This is a genomic window from Streptomyces sp. NPDC043853, from assembly GCF_056436025.1.
On sequence record NZ_JBWKDJ010000001.1, the window covers coordinates 23,648 to 43,683 of the forward strand.

The following is a 20,036-nucleotide window of genomic DNA, read 5'->3' on the forward strand; positions in this document are numbered from 1 at the left end:
CCGGAGCACACCTGTACGGATCTTCACCCGGAGATCTTCGCGGGCGCTCCGTTTCGGGCGTGCTCCGGCTGGTGTGCCGAGGTCAGCGGTGGGAGGAGGGGGTGTCAGCGGCTTCCCTTGCGGACCGCGCGCAGCCATTCGCGGTTCATCGCGGCGATCGAGGGCAGGGGGATGCCCTTGGGGCAGGCGGTGGCGCATTCGCCGGTGAGGGTGCAGCCGCCGAAACCCTCGTCGTCCATGGCCGCGACCATGTCCAGGACGCGGGTCTCGCGCTCCGGGGAGCCCTGGGGCAGCACGTTGAGGTGGTTGATCTTGGCGGAGGTGAACAGCATCGCTGAGCCGTTCGGGCAAGCCGCCACGCAGGCGCCGCAGCCGATGCACTCGGCGTGCTCGAATGCGGAGTCGGCGTCGGCCTTGGGCACGGGGGTGGCGTGCGCCTCGGGCGCGGATCCGGTGGGGGCGGTGATGTAGCCGCCGGCCTGGATGATGCGGTCGAAGGAGCCGCGGTCCACGACCAGGTCCTTGACCACGGGGAAGGCGGCGGCCCGCCAGGGCTCGACGTCGATGGTGTCGCCGTCGCGGAAGGACCGCATGTGGAGCTGGCAGGTGGTGGTGCGTTCGGGGCCGTGGGCGTCGCCGTTGATGACCAGGCTGCAGGCGCCGCAGATGCCCTCGCGGCAGTCGTGGTCGAAGGCGACGGGCTCCTCACCGCGCAGGATGAGGTCCTCGTTGAGGGTGTCGAGCATCTCCAGGAAGGACATGTCGGGCGATATGCCCTCGACCTGGTACGTGACCATGGTGCCGGGGGCGTCGGCGTTCTTCTGCCGCCAGACGCGCAGGTCGATCCTCATGCGTAGCTCCGCTGGGTGGGGTGGACGTACTCGAAGACCAGGTCTTCCCTGTGCAGGACGGGGGGCCTTCCGTCGCCGCCGAACTCCCAGGCGGCGGCGTAGCCGAACTCCTCGTCGCGGCGGGCGGCCTCGCCGTCCGGGGTCTGGGACTCCTCGCGGAAGTGGCCGCCGCAGGACTCCTCGCGGTGGAGCGCGTCGAGGCACATCAGCTCGGCGAGCTCCAGGTAGTCGACGACGCGGTTGGCCTTCTCCAGCGACTGGTTGAAATCCTCGCCGCTGCCCGGCACCTTGATCCGCTGCCAGAACTCGGCGCGGATCTCGGGGATGCGGGCGAGTGCCTTGCGGAGCCCGGCGTCGGTGCGGGCCATGCCGCAGTACTCCCACATGAGCTCGCCGATCTCGCGGTGGAAGGAGTCGGGGGTGCGGTCGCCGTCGACGGCGAGCAGCTTTCCGAGGCGCGCCCGGGTCTCGTCCACGACGGAGCGCACCTCGGGGTGGGCGGCGTCGAGCGTGTCGTGGTGCGGGTTGCGGGCGAGGTAGTCGTTGATGGTGGACGGCAGGACGAAGTAGCCGTCGGCGAGTCCCTGCATCAGCGCGGAGGCGCCGAGGCGGTTGGCCCCGTGGTCGGAGAAGTTGGCCTCGCCGATGGCGAAGAGGCCCGGGACGGTGGTCTGGAGGTCGTAGTCGACCCAGAGTCCGCCCATCGTGTAGTGCACGGCGGGGTAGATCCGCATCGGGACCTCGTACGGGTTCTCCGCGGTGATCCGCTCGTACATGTCGAAGAGGTTGCCGTACTTCTCGGCGACCTTGTCCTTGCCCATGCGGCGGATGGCGTCGGCGAAGTCCAGGTACACGCCCTGGCCGCCGGGCCCGACTCCGCGGCCCTCGTCGCAGACGTTCTTGGCGGCACGGGAGGCGATGTCGCGGGGCACGAGGTTGCCGAAGGAGGGGTAGATGCGTTCCAGGTAGTAGTCGCGCTCGTCCTCGGGGATCGCGGCGGCGGGGCGGGTGTCGCCCTTGGCCTTGGGGACCCAGATCCGGCCGTCGTTGCGGAGGGACTCGCTCATCAGCGTCAGCTTGGACTGGTGGTCGCCGGTGCGCGGGATGCAGGTGGGGTGGATCTGGGTGAAGCAGGGGTTGCCGAAGTACGCGCCGCGCCGGTGCGCCCGCCAGACGGCGGTCGCGTTGGAGTTCATGGCGTTGGTGGAGAGGTAGAAGACGTTGCCGTAGCCGCCGGTGGCGAGGACGACGGCGTCCGCGAAGTGGGTGGAGATCTCGCCGGTGATCAGGTCGCGCGCGACGATGCCGCGGGCGCGGCCGTCGGTGACGACCAGGTCGAGCATCTCGGTGCGGGCGTGCATCTCCACGTTCCCGGCGGCGATTTGCCGGGACAGTGCCTGGTAGGCGCCGAGCAGGAGCTGCTGACCGGTCTGGCCGCGGGCGTAGAAGGTGCGGGAGACCTGGACGCCGCCGAAGGAGCGGGTGTCGAGCAGTCCGCCGTACTCGCGGGCGAAGGGGACTCCCTGGGCGACGCACTGGTCGATGATCTCGACGGATATCTGGGCGAGGCGGTGCACGTTGGACTCGCGGGCCCGGAAGTCGCCGCCCTTGACGGTGTCGTAGAAGAGGCGGTGGACCGAGTCCCCGTCGTTGCGGTAGTTCTTCGCGGCGTTGATGCCGCCCTGGGCGGCGATGGAGTGGGCGCGGCGCGGCGAATCGCTGTAGCAGAACTGGACCACGTGGTAGCCCTGCTCGGCGAGGGTCGCGCCGGCGGCACCGCCCGCCAGGCCGGTGCCGACGACGATCACGGTGTGCTTGCGCCGGTTGGCCGGGTTGACCAGCTTCGCCTCGAAGCGGCGGCGGTCCCAGCGGTCGGCGATGGGGCCCTTGGGGGCCTTGGTGTCGGCGAGGGGCTCGCCGACGGTGTAGTGCGCGTAGGAGGGGGTGTCGGTGGACATGGTCAGCTCACCACTCCGGTCATGACGGCGACCGGGACGGAGACGAAGCCCGCGGTCAGGACGAGGGCCAGCAGATTGGCCAGGGTTTTGAGCACCTTGTCGCGGCGGGCGTTGCCGGCGCCGAGGGTCTGCGCGGCGCTCCAGAAGCCGTGCCGGACGTGCAGGCCCATGGCGGCCATCGCGGTGAGGTAGATCGTGTTGCCGTACCAGGTGGAGAAGGAGGCGACCACGTTCTCGTACGGGTGGCCCTCCAGGGCGCGCTCGTTCACGGTGAGCGTGGTGAGGTCGAGGATGTGCCAGACGATGAAGAGGCCGAGGATCACCCCGCCCCAGCGCATGGTGCGGGTGGCGTAGCTCGCGCGGCGCCGCTTGTGGGCGTACTTCACCGGGCGGGCCTTGATGTCGCGACGGCTGAGCTGGTACGCGGAGACGGCGTGCGCGATGACGGCGGCGAGCAGCACGATCCGGGCGGTCCACAGGCCCCAGTGGCTGTGCAGGAACGGTTCGCCCATGTGGCGCAGCCAGCGGCCGTAGGCGTTGAACTCGTCCGGCCCGAAGAAGATCTTGAGATTGCCGAGCATGTGCACGACGAGGTAGCCGAGCATGATCAGCCCGGAGACCGCCATGACGGTCTTCTTGCCGAGGGTGGAGTCCCAGAGCGAGGGGACCGTCCGGGTTCCCGTCCGAGTGCGCGTTGCCAGAGCCATGCCATTGACGGTAGGGACCGAAGGCCTGAAAGGTCCAAGACATGATGACGGTCATCTTGATAGGAAGGATCTATGCAGTTTCAGCAGCTCGTCTACTTCGTGGCCGTCGCGGAGACCCGGCACTTCACCCGGGCCGCGGAACGCGTCCATGTCGCCCAGCCCTCGCTGTCGCAGCAGATCAAGGCGCTGGAGCGGGAGCTGGGCGCGGAGCTGTTCAGCCGGGCCCGGGGGAACATCGCGCTGACCGACGCGGGGGAAGCCCTGCTGCCGCTGGCCCGGCGGATCCTGGCGGACGCGGACACCGCGCGGCTTGAGGTGCAGGAGCTGGCCCGGCTGCAGCGGGGCCGGGTGCGGCTGGGGGCCACGCCGAGCCTGTGCACGGGCCTGCTCCCGGGGGTGCTGCGGGACTTCCACGCCGCGCATCCGGGGATCCAGCTGCTGATCGAGGAGAGCGGTTCGCACGACCTGGTGCGGGAGCTGGCCCGCGGCGCGCTGGACCTGGCGCTGATCGCGCTGCCGCTGCCGCCGGCCGCGCCCGCCCTGACCACAATGGAGCTGCTGACCGAGGACCTGGTGGTGATCTCCTCGGAGGCCCTCCCGGCTCCCGGGGGCGGCGGGCCGCTCACCATCCCCGCGCTCCGCGAGGAGCCGATGGTGATGTTCCGGCACGGCTACGACCTGCGGGAACTGACCGTGGCCGCCTGCCGGGCGGAGGGCTTCGAGCCGTCCTTCACGGTGGAGGGGGGCGAGATGGACGCGGTGCTCGGCTTCGTCCGGGCCGGACTGGGGCTGGCCGTGGTCCCGGCCATGGTCGCCGGGACCACCGGGCCGGGCGTCCGGGTCACCCCGCTGGCCGGGTCGCCACTGCGGCGCACCATCGCGCTCGCGCACCGCACGGACGTGGCACCGCCGCGCGCGGCGCGCGAGCTCAAGCGGATGCTGCTGGCGGGGTCAGGAGGCGGGTGAGGAGACGGGGGACGCGGCGGGGGTGGAGGCGGGGGACGAGGGCGCGGGGCTCTTCTGGGTGATCGGCGGCAGGTTGTAGACGTGGGCCGGGGTGACGATCTCGGTGATGGCCTGCCCGAAGACGGTGCTCGGCTCCTCGTTCTGCGGGCCGTACGGGATGTCGGTGTTGAGCAGCACCACCAGAGTGGCCCGCTCCTGCGGCAGGTAGATGGTGAGCGACTGGTAGCCCGGCAGTGAGCCGTTGTGGCCGATCCAGCCCTGCACGTCGAAGATGCCCAGGCCGTACCCGGCACCGGGGATCGCGGTGGGCGGGGTGGTGAGCCGCTGATTCTGCATGTCGGGGCTGACCATCCGCTTCCCGTCCGGGAAGGTCCCGGTGGCCACCGTTTTCGCCCAGATCCTCAGGTCGCGCAGGTCGGAGACCATGGCGCCGGCCGCCCAGCCCCAGGAGGGGTTCCAGTCGGTGGCGTTCTCGGTCTTTCCGGACGCGGTCTGGTTGGTGTAGCCCTGGGGATGCGGCGTGGGGAACTCAGGGCCCTTGGGGAAGCTGGTGCGGTTCATTCCGGCGGGCTTGAGGATGTGGTCGCGGATGTAGTCCCCCAGCGGCTGCCCGGACATCTTCTCGACCACCAGGCCGAGCAGGATGAGGTTGGTGTTGGAGTAGTTGAACTCCGCGTTCGGTTCGAAGATCACCGGCTCGGGTGCCGTGAAGGCGTAGTCGAGCAGCTGGCGGGGCGTGAAGTAGCGCGTCGGGTCACTGGTGAGCGCCTTGTAGAAGGGCTCCGTCTGGGTGTAGCTGAGGAGCCCGCTGCGCATGCCGGCGAGCTCCCTGAGGGTGACCCGGTCCCCGTTGGGGACGCCTTCGACGTACTTGCCTATGGGGTCGTCAAGGCCGACCTTGCCCTCCTGGGCGAGCTGGAGCACGGCCGTCACGGTGAAGGTCTTGGTCTCGCTGCCGATCCGCCAGTAGAGGTTGGGCGTCACTTCCTTGCCGGTGGCCTTGTCGGCCACTCCGAAGGCGCGTGTGTACTCACCCTTGCCGGGAGCGGAGAGACCCACGATGGCGCCGGGGACGCCGGTCTTCTTCAGCGTGTCCTGGATCGCGGCGTCCAGCCTGGCCTCCATCGCGTCGTCGAGGACCGGGAAGCCACCGGCGGGAGAGGGCTTCGCCGAGGCGGTCGGCTGCGGGGTGGGTTGCTGCGCGGCGTAGGCGGCGGCGCCGGCTGTCGGTACGGCCAGCAGGCCGGCCGCGGCGAGCCCCACGCACGCCTTCCGGCACACCATGCGATGACGCTTGTGCGAAAACCTCACGGCAGCCTCCTGCCAGACGAGGACGACGGCCCCCGTACCAGGCTAGGCGGGGCCGCACACCCCCGCACGGCGGAACGGGTGACGGCCGCACGGGGGAACGAGTGGACAGGGGACGGGAGACGGGGCGCGGAAGGTCGGGTCAGAGCCCGTCGGCAAGCATTCCGAAGGCCCGGTCGGCATCGCTGACCGCGTCGGCGTAGCACCCATCGGCGCTTCGGCCCGCCGCTATCCGGCGCCAGTTCTCGTGGCCGAGCTCGTGGCGGGTCGTCACCATGTGCACGGCGGCGAGGCGAGCGGCGAACGGTGTGTCGTACCCGGCCCCCGACCCGAGGACTTCGGCGAGGAGTTCCACCTCGCGGGCGGTGTAGTGCGCGATGCGCGAGGACAGCCCCGGCGAGGAGTACAGCAGCCGCTGGAAGGCCACCACCTCCGGGTGATCGTTGAGCCCTGTGATGGGGTCCCGTTCGCGCAGCGCCTGCAGGAAGTGGCGATGCAGGGCCTGGACCGGGGCCGTGCCCGCGGGGCGGTCGCGGACGATCCGGGCGGCCTCGTCCTGGTGATCGGCGAACCGGTCGAGGACGAGGTCCTCCTTGGTCGGGAAGTACCGGAACAGCGTCGGCTTGGAGACCTCGGCGGCGGCGGCGACGTCCGCCACCGAGACGGCCTCGAAGCCTCGCTCGAGGAACAGCTCCAGTGCGGTCGCCGCCAGCTGGCGGCGGGTGCGCAGTTTCTTGGCCTCCCGGAGCCCGGGTGCAGTCGTGTCCATGCGACGAGCGTAGCACGAATGGTGACCGGGTTAATTTTTTTACCGGGTTGCATTTTTGACCGGGGCACGCTTTCCTTGACCCAACGCCGACCGGAGGGGGAAGAAGATGACGGACACGTCAGCAGAGGTACTGGTCGTGGGGGCCGGGCCGACCGGCCTCGCCCTGGGCTGCGAGCTGGCCCGGCGCGGGGTCACCGTCCGGGTCGTCGACGGGCGGGACGAGCCGCACCGGGAGTCGCGCGGCAAGACGCTCAACGCGGGCGGCCTGGCGATACTGGAGCAGGCCGGCGTCGCCGACCGGATCAGGGCCGTCGGCGATCCGGGGCTGGTCTTCCGGAAGTACTTCGACGGCGAGCACATCGACGACACCACGGTGCCGGGAACCCTGTTCATCGGGCAGTGGCAGGTCGAGGAGGTGCTGCGCCGGCGCCTCGCGGAGCTCGGCGCCGGGGTCGAGTACGGCGCCCGGGTCTCCGGGATCGCCCAGGACGGACGGGGGGTCACGGCAAGCCTGGCGGGCGGCCGGACGGTGCGCGCCGCATGGCTGGCCGGGTGCGACGGCGGCGGCAGTACGGTGCGCGGGCTGCTCGGCATCCCCTTCGAGGGGTACATCGACGAGGAGCAGGCGATGGTGGTGGGCGACGTCCGGGCGCCGGGGCTGAGCCGCGGGTTCTGGCACCAGTGGTTCACCTCGGACGGCGGGGCCATGATGCTCTGTCCGATTCCGGGCACGGACGTCTTCCAGCTCCAGGCCTCTCCCGAACGGGACGCGGAAGGGCGGCCGCTCCCGCCGTCGACGGAGGGTTTCCGGCGGCTGTTCGACCGGCACGCCCGGATGCCGGGCGTCCGGCCGGCCGACCCGTCCTGGATGTCGGCCTGGCGGGTCAACGTCCGGATGGCCGGCCGCCTGCGGGAGGGCCGGGCCTTCCTCGCCGGGGACGCGGCGCACGTCCATCCGATAGCCGGCGGCCTCGGCATGAACACGGGCCTGCAGGACGCGGCCGCGCTGGCCCGCACCCTCAGCGGGGAGACCACCGCGGAGGCCTACGAGTCCGATCGCCTCACGGCCGCGGCACACGTCCTGACCGACAGCACCGAGCGCATGCACCGCGTCCTGGCCGGGGTGCGCACTCCCGGCACCGGCACGGAGTCCGGCCTGACGTGAGGGTCAGCCGGTGGGAGTCCACCTGTAGTCCCGGGTGCCGGGGACGTGGGTGCAGAGCAGGGCCTGGCCCTCGGGGCTGAACTCGAGGGAGAGTGCCCGGTCCGCCGTACAGCGGGAGTTGGCGCTCGGTCCGTCGGGGTTGGCGATCCCGGGGTTCACGGTCGCTCGTGACGGCCCAGCAGGCGAGCCGGACGGGGACCTGCCGCCGTGGGGCGACGGTCCCGTGCCGCCGTCGTCGGGCGAAGTCAAGGCAAGGGTCGCGGCCACCGCGAGGCCCGCCACTGCCGCTAGGGTCGCGGCGGCCGCGAGCACGGTCCTCCGGGGCGGCCGCCCGACTGTCGTGACCGTGGCGGGGGCAGTTGCGGGTGTGGGTGGAAGCGCAGGGGGCTGACACCCGGGAGGTGGGGCCGGGAGTGTGAGGCCGGGGTGTGGAGAGTCGAACTGGTCGGGGATGAGGAAGGGTTCGCCCTGCCAGGTCAGGGGCCAGTGCTCCGCACCGAGTGCGGCCCTGGCGCGGACGAGTTCCGCGCGTACGGCGCCCGCCGAGGGGCGGAGGTGCGGGTCGTCGCAGGTCATCGCGGCCACCAGGGGCGGCGGGGCGTTCAGGTCGCGGAGCACAAGGCCGGCCGCGTAAATGTCCTGCGCGGGGGAGCTGCCCGCGCCGGAGCGGACCTCGGGGGCCAGGAAGTCGGGGGTGCCGACCACGAACGCGGTGGAGGTGAGGCGGAGATGGGGGGAGATCCGGGCGACGCCGAAGTCGGCGAGGTAGGCGTGGGGGCGTGCGGTACCCGTCGCGGCGAGGAGGAGGTTCGAGGGTTTGATGTCGCGGTGGACGAGGCCGGCGTCGTGGACGGCGGACAGGGCGTCCATCAGTTGTTCGGCGATCAGCAGGGCCACCGCCGGAGGCAGGGTGCCGTAGTCGTCCAGCAGGCCGGCCAGGGTACCGCCGCGGACGAGCGGGAGCACGAGCCATGCCTCGCCGTCACGGACGAACCAGTCCACCGGGGCAAGGAGGTGCGGATGGGCGATCCGCACGGACTGTTCGCAGACCAGGCGCAGCAGGGACTCCACGTCCGAGCCGCCCGAGAACTTCACCGCGACCTCGGCGCCGTGAAGTCTGTCGATGGCCCGCCAGACCGTGCCCTGCGCTCCGGCGGCGATCGGCCCCAGCAGCACATAGCGGTCGGCGAGTATCCCCCCTGCCTCCATGGGCGGGATCCTACCGGCCGGTCAGCGCAGCACGTTGAGGCGGCGGACCAGTTCGACGGCCTCGTCGGTACGACCTGCGCCGCAGGTCCGGAGGATCTCGGCGAGGCCGGGGTGGCGCTCCTCGACCGCCTCGGCCGCGTCGAGGATGTCGACTGCGCCGGCCGTCGCCGTGAGGAGGTCGCGGAGGGCGCGGACGAACCAGCGCTCGGTGTCCGCGGACGGGCTGTCGGGAGGGAGTACGGGCGTCACCGCCGAACCGAGGGAGTCCTGGCCGGGGGTGGCTCTGGCCCGTACCTCGGCGAGCAATTCCGCGATGGCCTCGCCCGCCAGGGCTCCGCTGCGGACCTCCGGAGCGCGCTGGATCAGCGAAGACAGGCGTGCCGCGGCGTCGGGGTTGGCGATCCGCGCACGCTGGCCGCGCATCACCAGGCTCAGCATGGCCGGGGAGATGCCCAGCACCTCCGCGAGCGCGGACTGGCTGAGTCCGTATACGGCGCACAGGTCCCGGCAGATCTCACCCAGGGGCGCTCCGTACCACTGCCGCTGGAGCTCCAGATTGCGCGAGACCGCCGTGTCGTCCATGAGTCCGACGCTAGGGAGGAAGTTTTCACTTGTCAAAGCTAGTTTTCATGTGTCAATCTCGTTTTCGTCCGTAAACCCCTCATCCTCACGAGATTGGCTGCCACCATGTCCAAGAAGCGCGCCTCGGCCCTGATCGCCGCAGTCGTCATCGCCGGCTTCGGACTCACCGCGTGCGAGCAGAACGTCTCCGACAACTCCAGCAACTCTGGAAACTCCGGCAGCTCGGCCGTGAAGAGCAGTGTCCCGGCCGCGCCGGCCACCCCGGCCGTCGGCTCGTCGGCGCCGGCCGGCTCCCCCGCGGGCAACGGCGGCGCCAAGAAGCCCAAGGACCTCCCGGCCGACCTGCCGCTGCCGCAAGGCGAGTTGACCTCGGTCACCGGTGAGCCCGGGTCCTACATCCTCACCTACACCACTCCCGACGCGGCTGCCGCCGCCACGGCGTACGGGTCCGCCCTGGAGGCCGCCGGGTTCACCGTGGTCCGCGACGCGGACGGGGTGACGGCCTCCAAGAGCGGTGCCGACGTGGTCGTCACCACCACCGCGACCACCGTTCAGGTCGCGCTCTCGGTCGGGTGACGGGCCCGACCCGGCCATGATCCGCCCGAAAGGCCGTCACACCTGAGGCACGGCGTCCGAGAGGGAGAGGGCGTGGATGCGGTCCGGGGCGCCGGGGCGGGCGTAGTACCAGCCCTGGGCCGTGTCGCAGCCGAGGTCCCGCAGCTGGGTGGCCTGCGCCCGGGTCTCCACGCCCTCGACGGTCACGGCCAGTTCCAGGCTGTGGGCCAGGGCGACGATCCCCTCGACGATCTTCACGTCCACCGGGTCGGCGGGCTGCTGCTGCATGCCCTGGGTGAAGGAGCGGTCCAGCTTCAGCACGCTGACCGGGAGCCGGCGCAGGTTCGCCAGGTTCGAGTAGCCGGTGCCGAAGTCGTCGAGGGCGATGTCCACGCCCAGCTCTGCGAGCCGGTGCAGCGGTTCGAGGAGCTCGTCGTCCGCTCCGATCAGGGCCGATTCGGTGACCTCCAGGCAGAGCGCGCCCGGCGCCAGCCCCGAGTTCTCCAGCACGGCCACCGTGTCCGCCACCAGACCGGGGTGGTGGAGCTGGGTCGGCGACAGGTTGACGTTGATCCGCAGCGGGCCGCCGCGCTCGCGCTGCCAGGTGCGGGCCTGCCGGACGGCCTCCTCCAGCACCCAGCGGCCCAGCGGCACGATCAGGCCGGTCCGCTCGGCCAGCGGGATGAACCGGTCCGGGCCCAGCACCCCGTACTGCGGGTGGGACCAGCGGACCAGGGCCTCCGCGCCGTGCACGCTGCCGTCGTGCAGGTGCACCAGCGGCTGGTACTCGATGAAGAACTCGCCCCGCTCCAGGGCGGCGGGCAGCGCGTTGGTCAGCCCGTGCCGGGTGATGGCGCGGGCGTCGGCCTCCGCGTCGGCGAACTCGAAGCGGTTGCCGCCCGCGGCCTTGGCCCGGTACATGGTGATGTCCGCGCTGCGCAGCACCTCGGCCGGGGTGCGCTCGCCGGCCGCGCCCTCGACGATGCCGATGCTGCCGCGCACGCTCAGCTCCCGGCCTTCCAGCCGGATCGGTGCCGAGAGCGCGTGGAGGATCCGCACCGCGAGGTCCGTGACGTTCCGCTCGGTGTCGGGGCCGACGGTGAGGGCCACGAACTCGTCGCCGCCCAGCCGGGCGACGACCTCGGCGGGTCCGGTGGCGCAGCTCTGCAGCCGGTCCGCGACCTCCACCAGCAGCCGGTCGCCCGCGGAGTGGCCGAGGCTGTCGTTGACCGCCTTGAACCCGTCCAGGTCGAGGTAGCACAGGCCGAAGCGGGTGCCCTCCGGGGCGCTCAGCGCCTTCTCCAGCCGTTCGAAGAACAGGGTCCGGTTGGGGAGCCCGGTGAGCGCGTCGTGCGTGGCCTCGTAGCGGAGGCGGAGGTTGAGCAGCCGGCGCTCGGTGGTGTCCTCCATCAGCGCCAGCTGGTACTGCGGCCGGCCCTCCGCGTCGCGCAGCAGGGAGACGGTCAGATTGGTCCACAGGACGGTGCCGTCGTGCCGGTAGTAGGGCTTCTCGGCCCGGTAGTGCTCCCGTTCGCCACGGACCAGTTCCCCGTGCATCTTCCAGACGTGCGGGGCGTCGTCGGGATGGCCCCACTCGCTGACGTTGCGGCCCCGGACGTGCCCCTCCAGGCCGCCGAACATCCGCAGCAGGGTGTCGTTGACCTCCAGGACGTTGCCGTCCAGGTCGGCGATTCCGATGCCGATGGCGGCGCCCTCGAAGACCGCGCGGAACCGGGCCTCGCTGGCGTGCAGGGCCTGCTGGGCGTCCGAGCTGGCGGTGATGGCGGAGCGGGCGATGGCCTCCTGCTCGCTGAGGGTGCGCTCGCGCAGGGCGCGGGCGAAGCCCGCCGCGATGCCGTGCTGGAGGCGGGCGCAGCGGGCCCGGTACTCCTCCGCCTCCTCGGCGCGGGTGCCGTGCGGCCCGCAGTAGAGGACGAGGTACGCCTCGACCACGCCGAGGGTGCCGGACAGGGCCTCTGGGTCGGTGCAGTGCAGGCCGACGAGTTCGGAGCCGACCTGCTGGCCGGCCGCCGGGTCGAACGGGCGGGCGTGCAGGGCCGAGGTGAGGGTGCGGGCGAGCGGGAGGAGGCGCTGTTCGAGCTCGGGCCGGGTGAGCGAGGTGGCCGTGAGCGGGAAGATGGCGCGGCTCCAGATGGTGGCGAACCGCGCGACCCGGTCCTCGGCCCCGTCCGGCGCTACGCCTGCCGCGCCGCCCGGCAGGACGGCGGCGGCAGCCGGGCCGCCCCGTCGGCCGGGACGGCCCGGCTCGGCCGTGCCCGGGGTGTGGGCCGGGGTTCTCAACGCTTGTGTCCCACGCCGCCGAAGCCGGAGAACGCGTACGGGTCCTCCTGCGGGTCCCCGCCCTCGGGGCCGCCGAAGCCGTCCGGGCGCCACCGGGGCATCGCCACCAGGCCCGGTTCGACCAGCTCGAAACCGTCGAAGAAGCGGCGGACCTGCTCCCGGGTGCGCATGACCAGCGGGTTGCGGATGTCCTTGTAGACGCCGACGGTGCCGGCGGCCTGCTCCTCGGGGACCGGGATGCCCTCGAAGGAGGCGTGGGTGAGCACCAGCAGGCTGCCCGGGGCGAGCGCGTCGCGCAGCTCGGCGACGGCGGCGTACGGCTCGTCCGCGTCCTCCAGGAAGTGGAGGACGGCGACCAGCAGCAGGGCCACCGGCCGGTTCAGGTCGAGCAGTCCGGTCACCTCCGGGCTGTTGAGGACGTCCTGGGGCTTGCGCAGGTCGGCGGCGACCACACCGGTGCGCTCGTCGCCGTCGAGGACGGCGCGGCTGTGCGCGACCGCGACCGGGTCGTGGTCGACGTAGACGACGCGGGCCTCGGGGACGGCGGCCTGTGCCACCTCGTGGACGTTGCCGAAGGTCGGGATGCCGGAGCCGATGTCCAGGAACTGGGTGATGCCCTCGCCGACGGCGTGGCGGACGGCCCGGCGCATGAACGCCCGGTTCGCCTGCATGATCTTCGGCAGCCCAGGGATGAATTCCATGGCGCGGCGGGCCGCCTGCCGGTCCACCTCGAAATTGTGCGAGCCGCCCAGGTAGTAATCGTAGATGCGGGACACGCTCGGCACCGATATGTCGATACCTGGCGGGGCCCAGGCGGGGCGCTCCATCGGGTCTCCAAGGCGTCGGCCATGGTCTGGACCATGGTCTGGTTCCACGTGGGGGTCGGACAGCTGTCCGAGCCGAATGTACTGATCATTTCCCAACAGGGCGAGCAAAAGCGGAAATTGGTGATCCGTTCTTCGTCACACGTCAAAGGCCCCGGCGGCCCCTTCCGATCCGATGCTGCAAGGATTGACCGAAACCGACAAATACCTTTTGCGGAATGACCGGTGAACGGTCAGGAGCCGAAGGATAGTTGGCTCAAACCTCAACGGTCCCAACATCGCCCGTTCAGGCGAACCCCGGCTGCGCCGGGCGTGCCCCGATACCCGCGGGCCCATGCTCCCCGGGTGAAGAGAGCTTCAGCCAGGCGCCTGCTCGCGGTCCCGGTCCTGCTGTGGGCGGCCCTGTCGACCGCCCCGGCGGTGGCCGATAGCTGTGCCTACGCGTCGATCGGCCCGACGGGACCGGGCGGCGGGACGGCGCTCGTCGCGGCCGCCGGATCGGGGGGCCACGGCGGCGGCCGGGGAGGCGGACACGGTGGCGGACATCACGGCGGCCCCCACTGCAAACCCCCCGGCAAGCACGACGGGAAGCACGGACAACACCACGGACGTCCGCACGGCGGACACCACTGCCCGCCGCCGCCCCCGCCCCCCTGCCCCACCCCGCCCCCGAAGCCCACTCCCCCGCCGCCGAAGCCCACCCCGAAGCCCACCCCCACCCCGAAGCCGACCCCCACGCCCCGGCCGAAGCCGCCGCCCGCACCCGCACCGAAACCGAAGCCCGCGCCCGAACCGCCCCCGAAGCCCGCACCGGTGTACCGGGCACCGCAGCCTCCCCCACCGCCGCCGCCCCGGCCGCGCGCGGCGCCGAAACCGCCGCCGCCCGTGGTGCTCCCGCCGCCCGCGCCCGCCGCGGTGGCCCGGCCCGCCTACCGCCCCCCGGCCCGGAAGAGGCCGGAAACGAACCGGATCTCCCCGGTGACCTTCACCCTGCTCGCCACGGCCCCCGCGGTGCTCGCACTCGCCGCCCTGCGGCCGCGCTGATTGGAGTTCGCTTGTCGGAATGGCTCGTGCTGTCCCTCGCGATGGCCGCGGCCTGTGCCGTGGTGCTGTCCATCGCCTTCATCAACCACCGGCGGATCGGGGACGACGACGATCCGAACGAAACCCCGGACGTCATCGAGTACATGACGATGATGATCGGCGTGATCTACGCGATCGTGCTCGGCCTCGCCATAGCCGGCGTCTGGGAAGCCCGCGGCGGCGCCCAGGAATACGTACGCCAGGAGGCCCAGGCCCTGCACGAGGTCAGCGCCCGCGCCGAGGTCTACCCGCCCGAGGTCCGGGCCCGGATCCGGGCCGATGTCGACGCCTACGTCACGCATGTGGTCACCACCGAGTGGAAGGCCATGGCCGACTCCGGTGAACTCAGCGACAAGGGCACCGCACTGCTGGAGCGCATCCGCCGCGACGTCACCGACTACCAGCCGCAGACCGACCACGAGGGCCAGGCCTACCAGCCCCTGGTCGACCAGGTGGCCATGGCCGACGACGCCCGGTCCAGCCGGGCCGACAGCGCCGGAGCCACCATGCCCGGAGTGGTGTGGTTCGGCCTGATCATCGGCGCCCTGGTGACCGTCGGAATGATCTTCGCGCTGCAGATCCGGCGCTCGTTCCGGGAAATGCTGCTGGCCGGCCTGTTCAGCGCGCTGATCGCCTTCCTGCTGTTCCTCATCTGGGACTTCGACGCCCCCTACGGCCGGGGCATCGCCGCCACCTTCGAGCCCTTCCTCCAGCAGTTCCCGCATCTGGAGCTGGGCGACTGACCCCGTTCTCGCCCTTCACACCTCCCGTGCCCGCGCCCCAAACCGGACCGGGGCATTCCTTCCCCGGTTCGGCGGACAACGATGACCCGTTCGCCCGGCCCTGATCGCGGGTGCACCGGGACCCGCCTAGCGTGACGGGCAACGAGGTGCAGCACGCCCCCCACGGCGGAAACGTTCCGCGGCTGTGCCCCGGGATCCGGAGACCAGCCATGGGTGCGATACGTACCGCCGCCACCGCTGCCACCGCACTGCTCACCGCCGGCGCCGGCGCCGCCGTCCTGTGGGGCCTGCCCGCCGCCGGCGCGACGGCCGCTCCCGAAGCGGCCGTTCCCGGCCCGGCGGCGCCCGCCCAGACCACCCCGTTCGACTTCCGCATCGCCCCCGCGACGGTCGCACCGGGCGGCACCCTGCTGCTCACGGTCACGAACTGCGACGCCGCCTTCGCCGTCGCCTCCTCCGGCGTCTTCGACTCCGTGAGCATCCCGCGCGGCCAGAGCGCCCGGGTGACCGTGGACCGCGACGCCCGCCGCGGAGCCCAGTACTCGGTGGCCTTCACGTGCAACAACGTGACCCGATCCGGCGACCTCACCATCGCGGGCGGCACGAGTGCCCCGACGGCCCGCTCCACGTCCACCGTCCGGGCCACTCCGTCCGCCGTGGCACCCGCCGTTCCCCCGGTGGTTCCCCCGGCCGTTCCCCGGACTGTTCCTCCGGCCGTTCCTCCCGCCGTGCCCTCTGCCGTTCCGCCCGCCGTTCCTCCGGCGGTGGTTCCCCCGGCAGTCCCACCGGCGTACATCCCGTCCGCGCCCCGCACCACCCCGGCCACCGTCTCCGCCACCACCCCCGGCACCGGCGCCTCGCTCGGCGTCCGCGGCGGACTCGGCGGCAGCGTCACCGGCTCCGGCACCGCCGAGATCACCGCCGGCGCCGCGCTGCTCGTGGCCGCGGCCGGCGGTACGGCGTACGTCCTGCTGCGCCGTCGCGCCGCCGCCCGCAAGCACTGACGCTCCGGGCATCACTCGCCGGGCATCACCGCTACGGGCCCTGCCGCTCCGGGCACTGCCGCTCCGCGCGGGCGTTTGCCGACGCAAGCCGGCCCGGACCGGGCGGGCCCGCACAGGGCGCCGCCCCGGGTCCTGGCCGGAACCCGGGGCGGTCGGCGGATCGGGCACAGACCGGGGAGGTCCAGTCCGGTCAGGCCCGCCCGCGGGCCGGGCGGCGACGGCGCATCAGGTGGACGCCCGCGCCTAGAGCGGAAGTGCCGACGAGCCCTGCGCCGATGGCGGTCTCGGTGGCCGACGGGCCGAACGATCCGCCGATGCCGCCCTGGGCACCCCTGCCGGCGAGCACCTGGAAGCGGTGCGTGGCGATGAGGCTGCTGTCGTTGCACTTGACCTGCAGCGTGTGGGTGCCGGGTGTCGCGTGGTTGAAGATCCGGACATTGGCGAATCCGACCGTGCCGGGAGAGAGGTTGGCCGGCGAGAAGGTTCCCGGCGAGGAGACCGTCCCGCCGTTGCCGCAGCCGGTCGCGCTCACCTGCATCGTGGAGCCCTGGTGCACGGAGAAGGGGTTGACCGCGACATTGCTGGGCCCCTGGCCGCCGATGCCCGTGCCCGGCGGGTCCGCGGCGGCGAACGGGGCGCTGAGTCCGACGGCGGCGAAGGCGGCCGCCGTCACGGTAAGAGCGCGAAAGGCACGCATGGTGGAACCTCCAGCGGGAAGCGCCCCGGAGCGGTGGCCCGGGATGATCGACGAGAACGCCTCCCTGGAGGCAACCCTCGGGCCGCCCCGCAACCAGCGCATGTCCGGCTTTGGGCCGCAAGGTTGAGCGACACGCCGAGCAGCGCGCGGGTCCGGTGACGGATCCGCAGGTCACGCCCCGTCAGACGTTTATGTGACGATTACCCGGACGGGCGCACCCCTTCCGGGCCCACCACCCGTTCGCCCCTCCCCCCTCGCCGTACCGCCCGTGTGCGCTTAGCGTGCGTGAACATGGGCGTCGGGGAGAAGCAGCTCGAACCAGCACGACGGCGCCGGGGAGGGACGTCGAACGCGGGCCGGGACCCCCGCGTCGGAAAGGGAACCATGTTCATGGAGGAAGAGCCGCCGCGGAGGCGGCGCTCCCCCTGGGGTGTCATCGCCCTGGTCTTGCTCAGCGGCCTGGCCATGATGCGGAACGGATCGAGCATCGCCGACGGGCCGCCGCAGCCCACCGCGGCCTCCGCGGTCAAGGTGACGGCGGACCAGCTCCCGGCGGACGCACCGCGGGCACCGCTGGGGATGCAGCTGCTGGACCACTCGTCGGTGCAGCGGATCCGCATCCCGTCCATCAGCGTGGACGCGCCGGTGATGACCGTCGGGCTGGACGCGCAGGGCTGGATCGACGCGCCGCCGGCGGAGGACAACAACCTGGCCGGCTGGTACCTGAACGGCATCTCGCCGGGCCAGCAGGGATCGTCGGTGATCGTCGGCCACGTCGACAACGCCCGTGGACCGGCGGTGTTCTACGGGCTGGGTTCGGTCCGCAAGGGCAGCCGCATCGAGGTGCAGCGGTACGACGGGCGCACGGCGGTGTTCGAGGTGTACGGCGTGGAGGTGTTCGCCAAGGACGCCTTCCCCGGCTCCCGGGTCTACGGGGACACCGGGCACGCCGAACTCCGGGTGATCACCTGCGGCGGCGGCTACTCCAAGGCGAAGGGCTACGACGGCAACGTGGTGGTCTTCGCGCGGATGGTGGAGGCCCGCTAGGTGATCAATTCCAAGGGATGCCTGCGGAGGGTGTGGGGTGGACGGCGGCCGAAGCCACCGCCAGACGGCCAGGCGGTGGGCTGCCGGCCCTGGTCGTCGAGGTGGCGGCGGGCGGTCAGGCGTCAGGGTCGACTTCGGGGTGCGTGAACCGCACGGGCTTGCCCAGCGACCGGGCGTAGGCGATTTCGGCTCGGGTGCTGTCTCCGATGTAGTCGCCGACTACGAGCACCTCATCAGCGAGCCGGATCTTCGCCCGGTGCAGATCGTCGAGTCGGACCTTCAGCGCCACAGCCTCCACAGGATCGGACCAGAGTTCGTGCGGCGACTTCATGTCACAGCCCGGTTTGACGACAATCCTTCCGGCTTTGGTCTCCCGCAGATCGGCCTCGTTCATCTCGGTCATGAAGCGGGTGGAGCCGCAGATCACGACGATGCGCGGGAGGCTCAACAGCTTCTTCGCGTCGGCGAGCTTCTCCTCGGGGGTGAGGAGTTGCGGGTATGACACTGGTTCCTCCTGGTGCTGTGGTCCAAGGGGTGCCTGCGGAGACGAGAACGAGGGTGCCCAAGATCGTTTTGTGACGAACGACGTGGACACCCTCGCGACAGCACTCTAGGCGACGACCGACCCCATGCCGAAGGAGCATCCCGACCTGGCGCCGTGGCGCCCGCCCGTCGTCGCTCCACACCGAGGTGGTCGGTCCCGCGGGCCGTGGGCGGGAGCGCCCGCCCACGGCCCGTGCGCGCCCCGGAGGCACCCGAAGGCACCAGGAGGTCAGCGCGGCGCCACCGGAAGGGTCATCCGGTAGCCCCGGGCGAGGAGTTGGGGAAGGTAGGCCTGCAGGGCGTGGACGCTCTGCGAGCGGTTGCCGCCCGCGTCGTGGTTGAGCACGATCACGCCGGGGCCTGCGCCCCGCAGCACCCGCGAGATGATGGTGCCGGTGCCCGGCTCCTGCCAGTCCAACGTGTCCACGGTCCAGGCCAGCGGCTCCATGCCGAGCTCCGCGCCGATCTCGAACGCCGCCCGGTTCCAGGCCCCGAACGGTGCCCGGAACCACAGGGGCGGCTCCCCGGTGATCTGCTCCACGAGGTCGCTGGTGCGGCTGATCTCCTCGGCGAGGGCGGGGCGGGACAGCTTGGGGATGAGCGGATGGGTCCAGGTGTGGTTGCCGATGACGTGCCCCTCGGCGACCATCCGGCGTACCAGGTCCCGGTGGACGGTCGCCATCTCCCCGCAGACGAAGAACATGGCCCGCTGCCCGTGGCGGGCGAGGGTGTCCAGGATGCCCGGGGTGTACCGGGGGTCGGGCCCGTCGTCGAAGGTGAGCACCATCGAGCTGCCCGTGCTCGGGGTGACGGGCAGCTCCAGGATGGGTCTGCTGCGGACGGAGAGGGGGTTGCGCCGGTAGCGCGGCGGGGCCTCGCTGAGGCTGGGCTTGAGCCGGTACGTCGACGGGGGCGGCCCCTGGGCCCGGAGGCCGGGCGCGCCACCGGCCCCGGCCGCCGCTCCCCCGGTGCCCGCGCCCGGTCCCGCGCCGGGGCCGGCGGCACCGCCGGGGCCGGGTGGTCCCGCGCCCTCCGGTGCGCCGGGCGGAATGGCCCGCCGTTCGCCGACCAGCCCGACGGCGACCGCGACCCCGATGAACACGGCGGCGCGCAGGACGAACCGCCTCCCCGTGGACAGCTCATCGTTCTTCATTAGTACTACGTATCAACGAGACAGTCGGAGATGTCGAGAGTCGCGTACGCGCCGCCGCCCCCTCACCCGGTCGGCCTAAGTCCGTCCCGCGCCACGCCCGGGACGGACGGCACCATGTGAGGCATGAACGGGAACTTCCGCACCCAGGTACTCGACATCACCACCGGCACCGGCGAGCGCGTGCACGATCTGACCACCGCGTGCGCCGCCTTCCTCGACTCCGCCGCCCGGGGCCGCGACGGGCTGCTCAACGTGTTCGTCCCGCACGCCACCGCGGGCATCGCGGTGATCGAGACGGGCGCGGGCAGCGACGACGACCTGCTGGCGGCGCTGACCGAGCTGCTGCCCTGCGACGACCGCTGGCAGCACCGGCACGGCAGCCGGGGACACGGCCGGGACCACGTCCTGCCCGCTCTGGTCGCCCCGCACGCCACCCTGCCGGTGATCGGCGGCGAACTCGCCCTCGGCACCTGGCAGTCGGTCTGCCTGGTGGACACCAACAAGGACAACCCGCACCGCCAGGTCCGCCTGTCCTTCCTGGGCTGACGTCCCTCCCCCGGCCGCGGCCGCC

At 72.0% G+C, this 20,036-nt stretch carries 20 protein-coding genes; 8 read left to right on the top strand and 12 right to left on the bottom strand.

Features of this window, described 5'->3' with window-relative positions:
* Positions 1 to 104: 104 nt before the first annotated feature.
* Genes AC067U_RS00115 through AC067U_RS00125 form a run of 3 tightly spaced genes read right to left on the bottom strand, consistent with a single transcriptional unit; the run spans position 105 to position 3,516 of the window.
* The gene (locus tag AC067U_RS00115; RefSeq protein ID WP_478827326.1) at positions 105 to 851 is read right to left on the bottom strand and encodes a succinate dehydrogenase/fumarate reductase iron-sulfur subunit; all 747 of its coding nucleotides are present in this window, start codon (positions 849 to 851) and stop codon (positions 105 to 107) included.
* Positions 848 to 2,809, bottom strand: coding sequence for a fumarate reductase/succinate dehydrogenase flavoprotein subunit (locus AC067U_RS00120; RefSeq protein ID WP_478827327.1), 1,962 nt, complete (start codon positions 2,807 to 2,809; stop codon positions 848 to 850). Before AC067U_RS00120 ends, AC067U_RS00115 begins: the two co-directional genes overlap by 4 nt.
* Positions 2,810 to 2,811: 2 nt before the next feature.
* Complete coding sequence (locus AC067U_RS00125) at positions 2,812 to 3,516, bottom strand: succinate dehydrogenase cytochrome b subunit (RefSeq protein ID WP_478827328.1); 705 nt, start codon at positions 3,514 to 3,516, stop codon at positions 2,812 to 2,814.
* 72 nt (positions 3,517 to 3,588) lie between these two features.
* On the opposite strand from AC067U_RS00125, the gene AC067U_RS00130 reads away from it, so the two are divergent.
* A complete protein-coding gene (locus AC067U_RS00130) occupies positions 3,589 to 4,482 on the top strand; it encodes a LysR family transcriptional regulator (protein WP_478827329.1) in 894 nt (297 codons plus the stop codon).
* Here the strand turns inward: AC067U_RS00130 and AC067U_RS00135 are convergent.
* The gene (locus AC067U_RS00135) at positions 4,468 to 5,766 is read right to left on the bottom strand and encodes a serine hydrolase domain-containing protein (RefSeq protein WP_478828238.1); all 1,299 of its coding nucleotides are present in this window, start codon (positions 5,764 to 5,766) and stop codon (positions 4,468 to 4,470) included. The two genes, AC067U_RS00130 and AC067U_RS00135, sit on opposite strands and share 15 nt — an antisense overlap.
* A 166-nt stretch (positions 5,767 to 5,932) precedes the next feature.
* Positions 5,933 to 6,559 carry a TetR/AcrR family transcriptional regulator gene (locus AC067U_RS00140; RefSeq protein ID WP_478827330.1) on the bottom strand — a complete coding sequence of 209 codons (627 nt, stop codon included), beginning with the start codon at positions 6,557 to 6,559 and terminating at the stop codon, positions 5,933 to 5,935.
* A 106-nt stretch (positions 6,560 to 6,665) separates the two neighbouring features.
* Here AC067U_RS00140 and AC067U_RS00145 point away from each other — a divergent pair, with 106 nt between their 5' ends.
* On the top strand, positions 6,666 to 7,724 hold the full coding sequence (locus AC067U_RS00145; RefSeq protein WP_478827331.1) for an FAD-dependent monooxygenase: 1,059 nt from the start codon (positions 6,666 to 6,668) through the stop codon (positions 7,722 to 7,724).
* Between the two features lie 3 nt (positions 7,725 to 7,727).
* Here AC067U_RS00145 and AC067U_RS00150 read toward each other — a convergent pair whose 3' ends face one another.
* A complete protein-coding gene (locus tag AC067U_RS00150; RefSeq protein ID WP_478827332.1) occupies positions 7,728 to 8,933 on the bottom strand; it encodes a serine/threonine-protein kinase in 1,206 nt (401 codons plus the stop codon).
* A 21-nt stretch (positions 8,934 to 8,954) separates the two neighbouring features.
* The gene (locus tag AC067U_RS00155) at positions 8,955 to 9,515 is read right to left on the bottom strand and encodes a DNA-binding protein (RefSeq protein WP_478827333.1); all 561 of its coding nucleotides are present in this window, start codon (positions 9,513 to 9,515) and stop codon (positions 8,955 to 8,957) included.
* 105 nt (positions 9,516 to 9,620) lie between these two features.
* Here AC067U_RS00155 and AC067U_RS00160 point away from each other — a divergent pair, with 105 nt between their 5' ends.
* Entirely contained in the window at positions 9,621 to 10,091 is a 471-nt protein-coding gene (locus tag AC067U_RS00160; protein ID WP_478827334.1) for a hypothetical protein, read from the top strand.
* A gap of 36 nt (positions 10,092 to 10,127) precedes the next feature.
* Here AC067U_RS00160 and AC067U_RS00165 read toward each other — a convergent pair whose 3' ends face one another.
* Both AC067U_RS00165 and AC067U_RS00170 read right to left on the bottom strand, forming a co-directional pair.
* Positions 10,128 to 12,290: a putative bifunctional diguanylate cyclase/phosphodiesterase gene (locus tag AC067U_RS00165; RefSeq protein ID WP_478828239.1), complete on the bottom strand. Its 2,163-nt coding sequence runs from the start codon at positions 12,288 to 12,290 to the stop codon at positions 10,128 to 10,130.
* 77 nt (positions 12,291 to 12,367) lie between these two features.
* Complete coding sequence (locus tag AC067U_RS00170; RefSeq protein ID WP_478827335.1) at positions 12,368 to 13,198, bottom strand: SAM-dependent methyltransferase; 831 nt, start codon at positions 13,196 to 13,198, stop codon at positions 12,368 to 12,370.
* 882 nt (positions 13,199 to 14,080) lie between these two features.
* On the opposite strand from AC067U_RS00170, the gene AC067U_RS00175 reads away from it, so the two are divergent.
* The 3 genes from AC067U_RS00175 to AC067U_RS00185 all read left to right on the top strand — a co-directional run bounded on the left by AC067U_RS00175 (position 14,081) and on the right by AC067U_RS00185 (position 16,025).
* On the top strand, positions 14,081 to 14,239 hold the full coding sequence (locus AC067U_RS00175; RefSeq protein ID WP_478827336.1) for a hypothetical protein: 159 nt from the start codon (positions 14,081 to 14,083) through the stop codon (positions 14,237 to 14,239).
* A gap of 11 nt (positions 14,240 to 14,250) precedes the next feature.
* Positions 14,251 to 15,021 carry a bestrophin-like domain gene (locus AC067U_RS00180; RefSeq protein WP_478827337.1) on the top strand — a complete coding sequence of 257 codons (771 nt, stop codon included), beginning with the start codon at positions 14,251 to 14,253 and terminating at the stop codon, positions 15,019 to 15,021.
* A 209-nt stretch (positions 15,022 to 15,230) separates the two neighbouring features.
* Complete coding sequence (locus AC067U_RS00185) at positions 15,231 to 16,025, top strand: hypothetical protein (RefSeq protein ID WP_478827338.1); 795 nt, start codon at positions 15,231 to 15,233, stop codon at positions 16,023 to 16,025.
* Positions 16,026 to 16,215: 190 nt separating this feature from the next.
* Here AC067U_RS00185 and AC067U_RS00190 read toward each other — a convergent pair whose 3' ends face one another.
* Positions 16,216 to 16,722 (bottom strand): hypothetical protein, encoded by a 507-nt coding sequence (locus AC067U_RS00190; RefSeq protein WP_478827339.1) that lies wholly within the window; start codon positions 16,720 to 16,722, stop codon positions 16,216 to 16,218.
* Between the two features lie 390 nt (positions 16,723 to 17,112).
* On the opposite strand from AC067U_RS00190, the gene AC067U_RS00195 reads away from it, so the two are divergent.
* Positions 17,113 to 17,769, top strand: coding sequence for a class F sortase (locus AC067U_RS00195; RefSeq protein ID WP_478827340.1), 657 nt, complete (start codon positions 17,113 to 17,115; stop codon positions 17,767 to 17,769).
* Positions 17,770 to 17,884: 115 nt separating this feature from the next.
* Here the strand turns inward: AC067U_RS00195 and AC067U_RS00200 are convergent, their stop codons facing one another.
* Together AC067U_RS00200 and AC067U_RS00205 are read right to left on the bottom strand one after the other, a co-directional pair.
* Positions 17,885 to 18,274, bottom strand: coding sequence for a hypothetical protein (locus AC067U_RS00200; protein ID WP_478827341.1), 390 nt, complete (start codon positions 18,272 to 18,274; stop codon positions 17,885 to 17,887).
* 267 nt (positions 18,275 to 18,541) lie between these two features.
* Entirely contained in the window at positions 18,542 to 19,465 is a 924-nt protein-coding gene (locus tag AC067U_RS00205) for a polysaccharide deacetylase family protein (RefSeq protein WP_478827342.1), read from the bottom strand.
* 123 nt (positions 19,466 to 19,588) lie between these two features.
* On the opposite strand from AC067U_RS00205, the gene AC067U_RS00210 reads away from it, so the two are divergent.
* Entirely contained in the window at positions 19,589 to 20,011 is a 423-nt protein-coding gene (locus AC067U_RS00210; protein ID WP_478827343.1) for a secondary thiamine-phosphate synthase enzyme YjbQ, read from the top strand.
* The last annotated feature ends 25 nt before the right edge of the window (positions 20,012 to 20,036 follow it).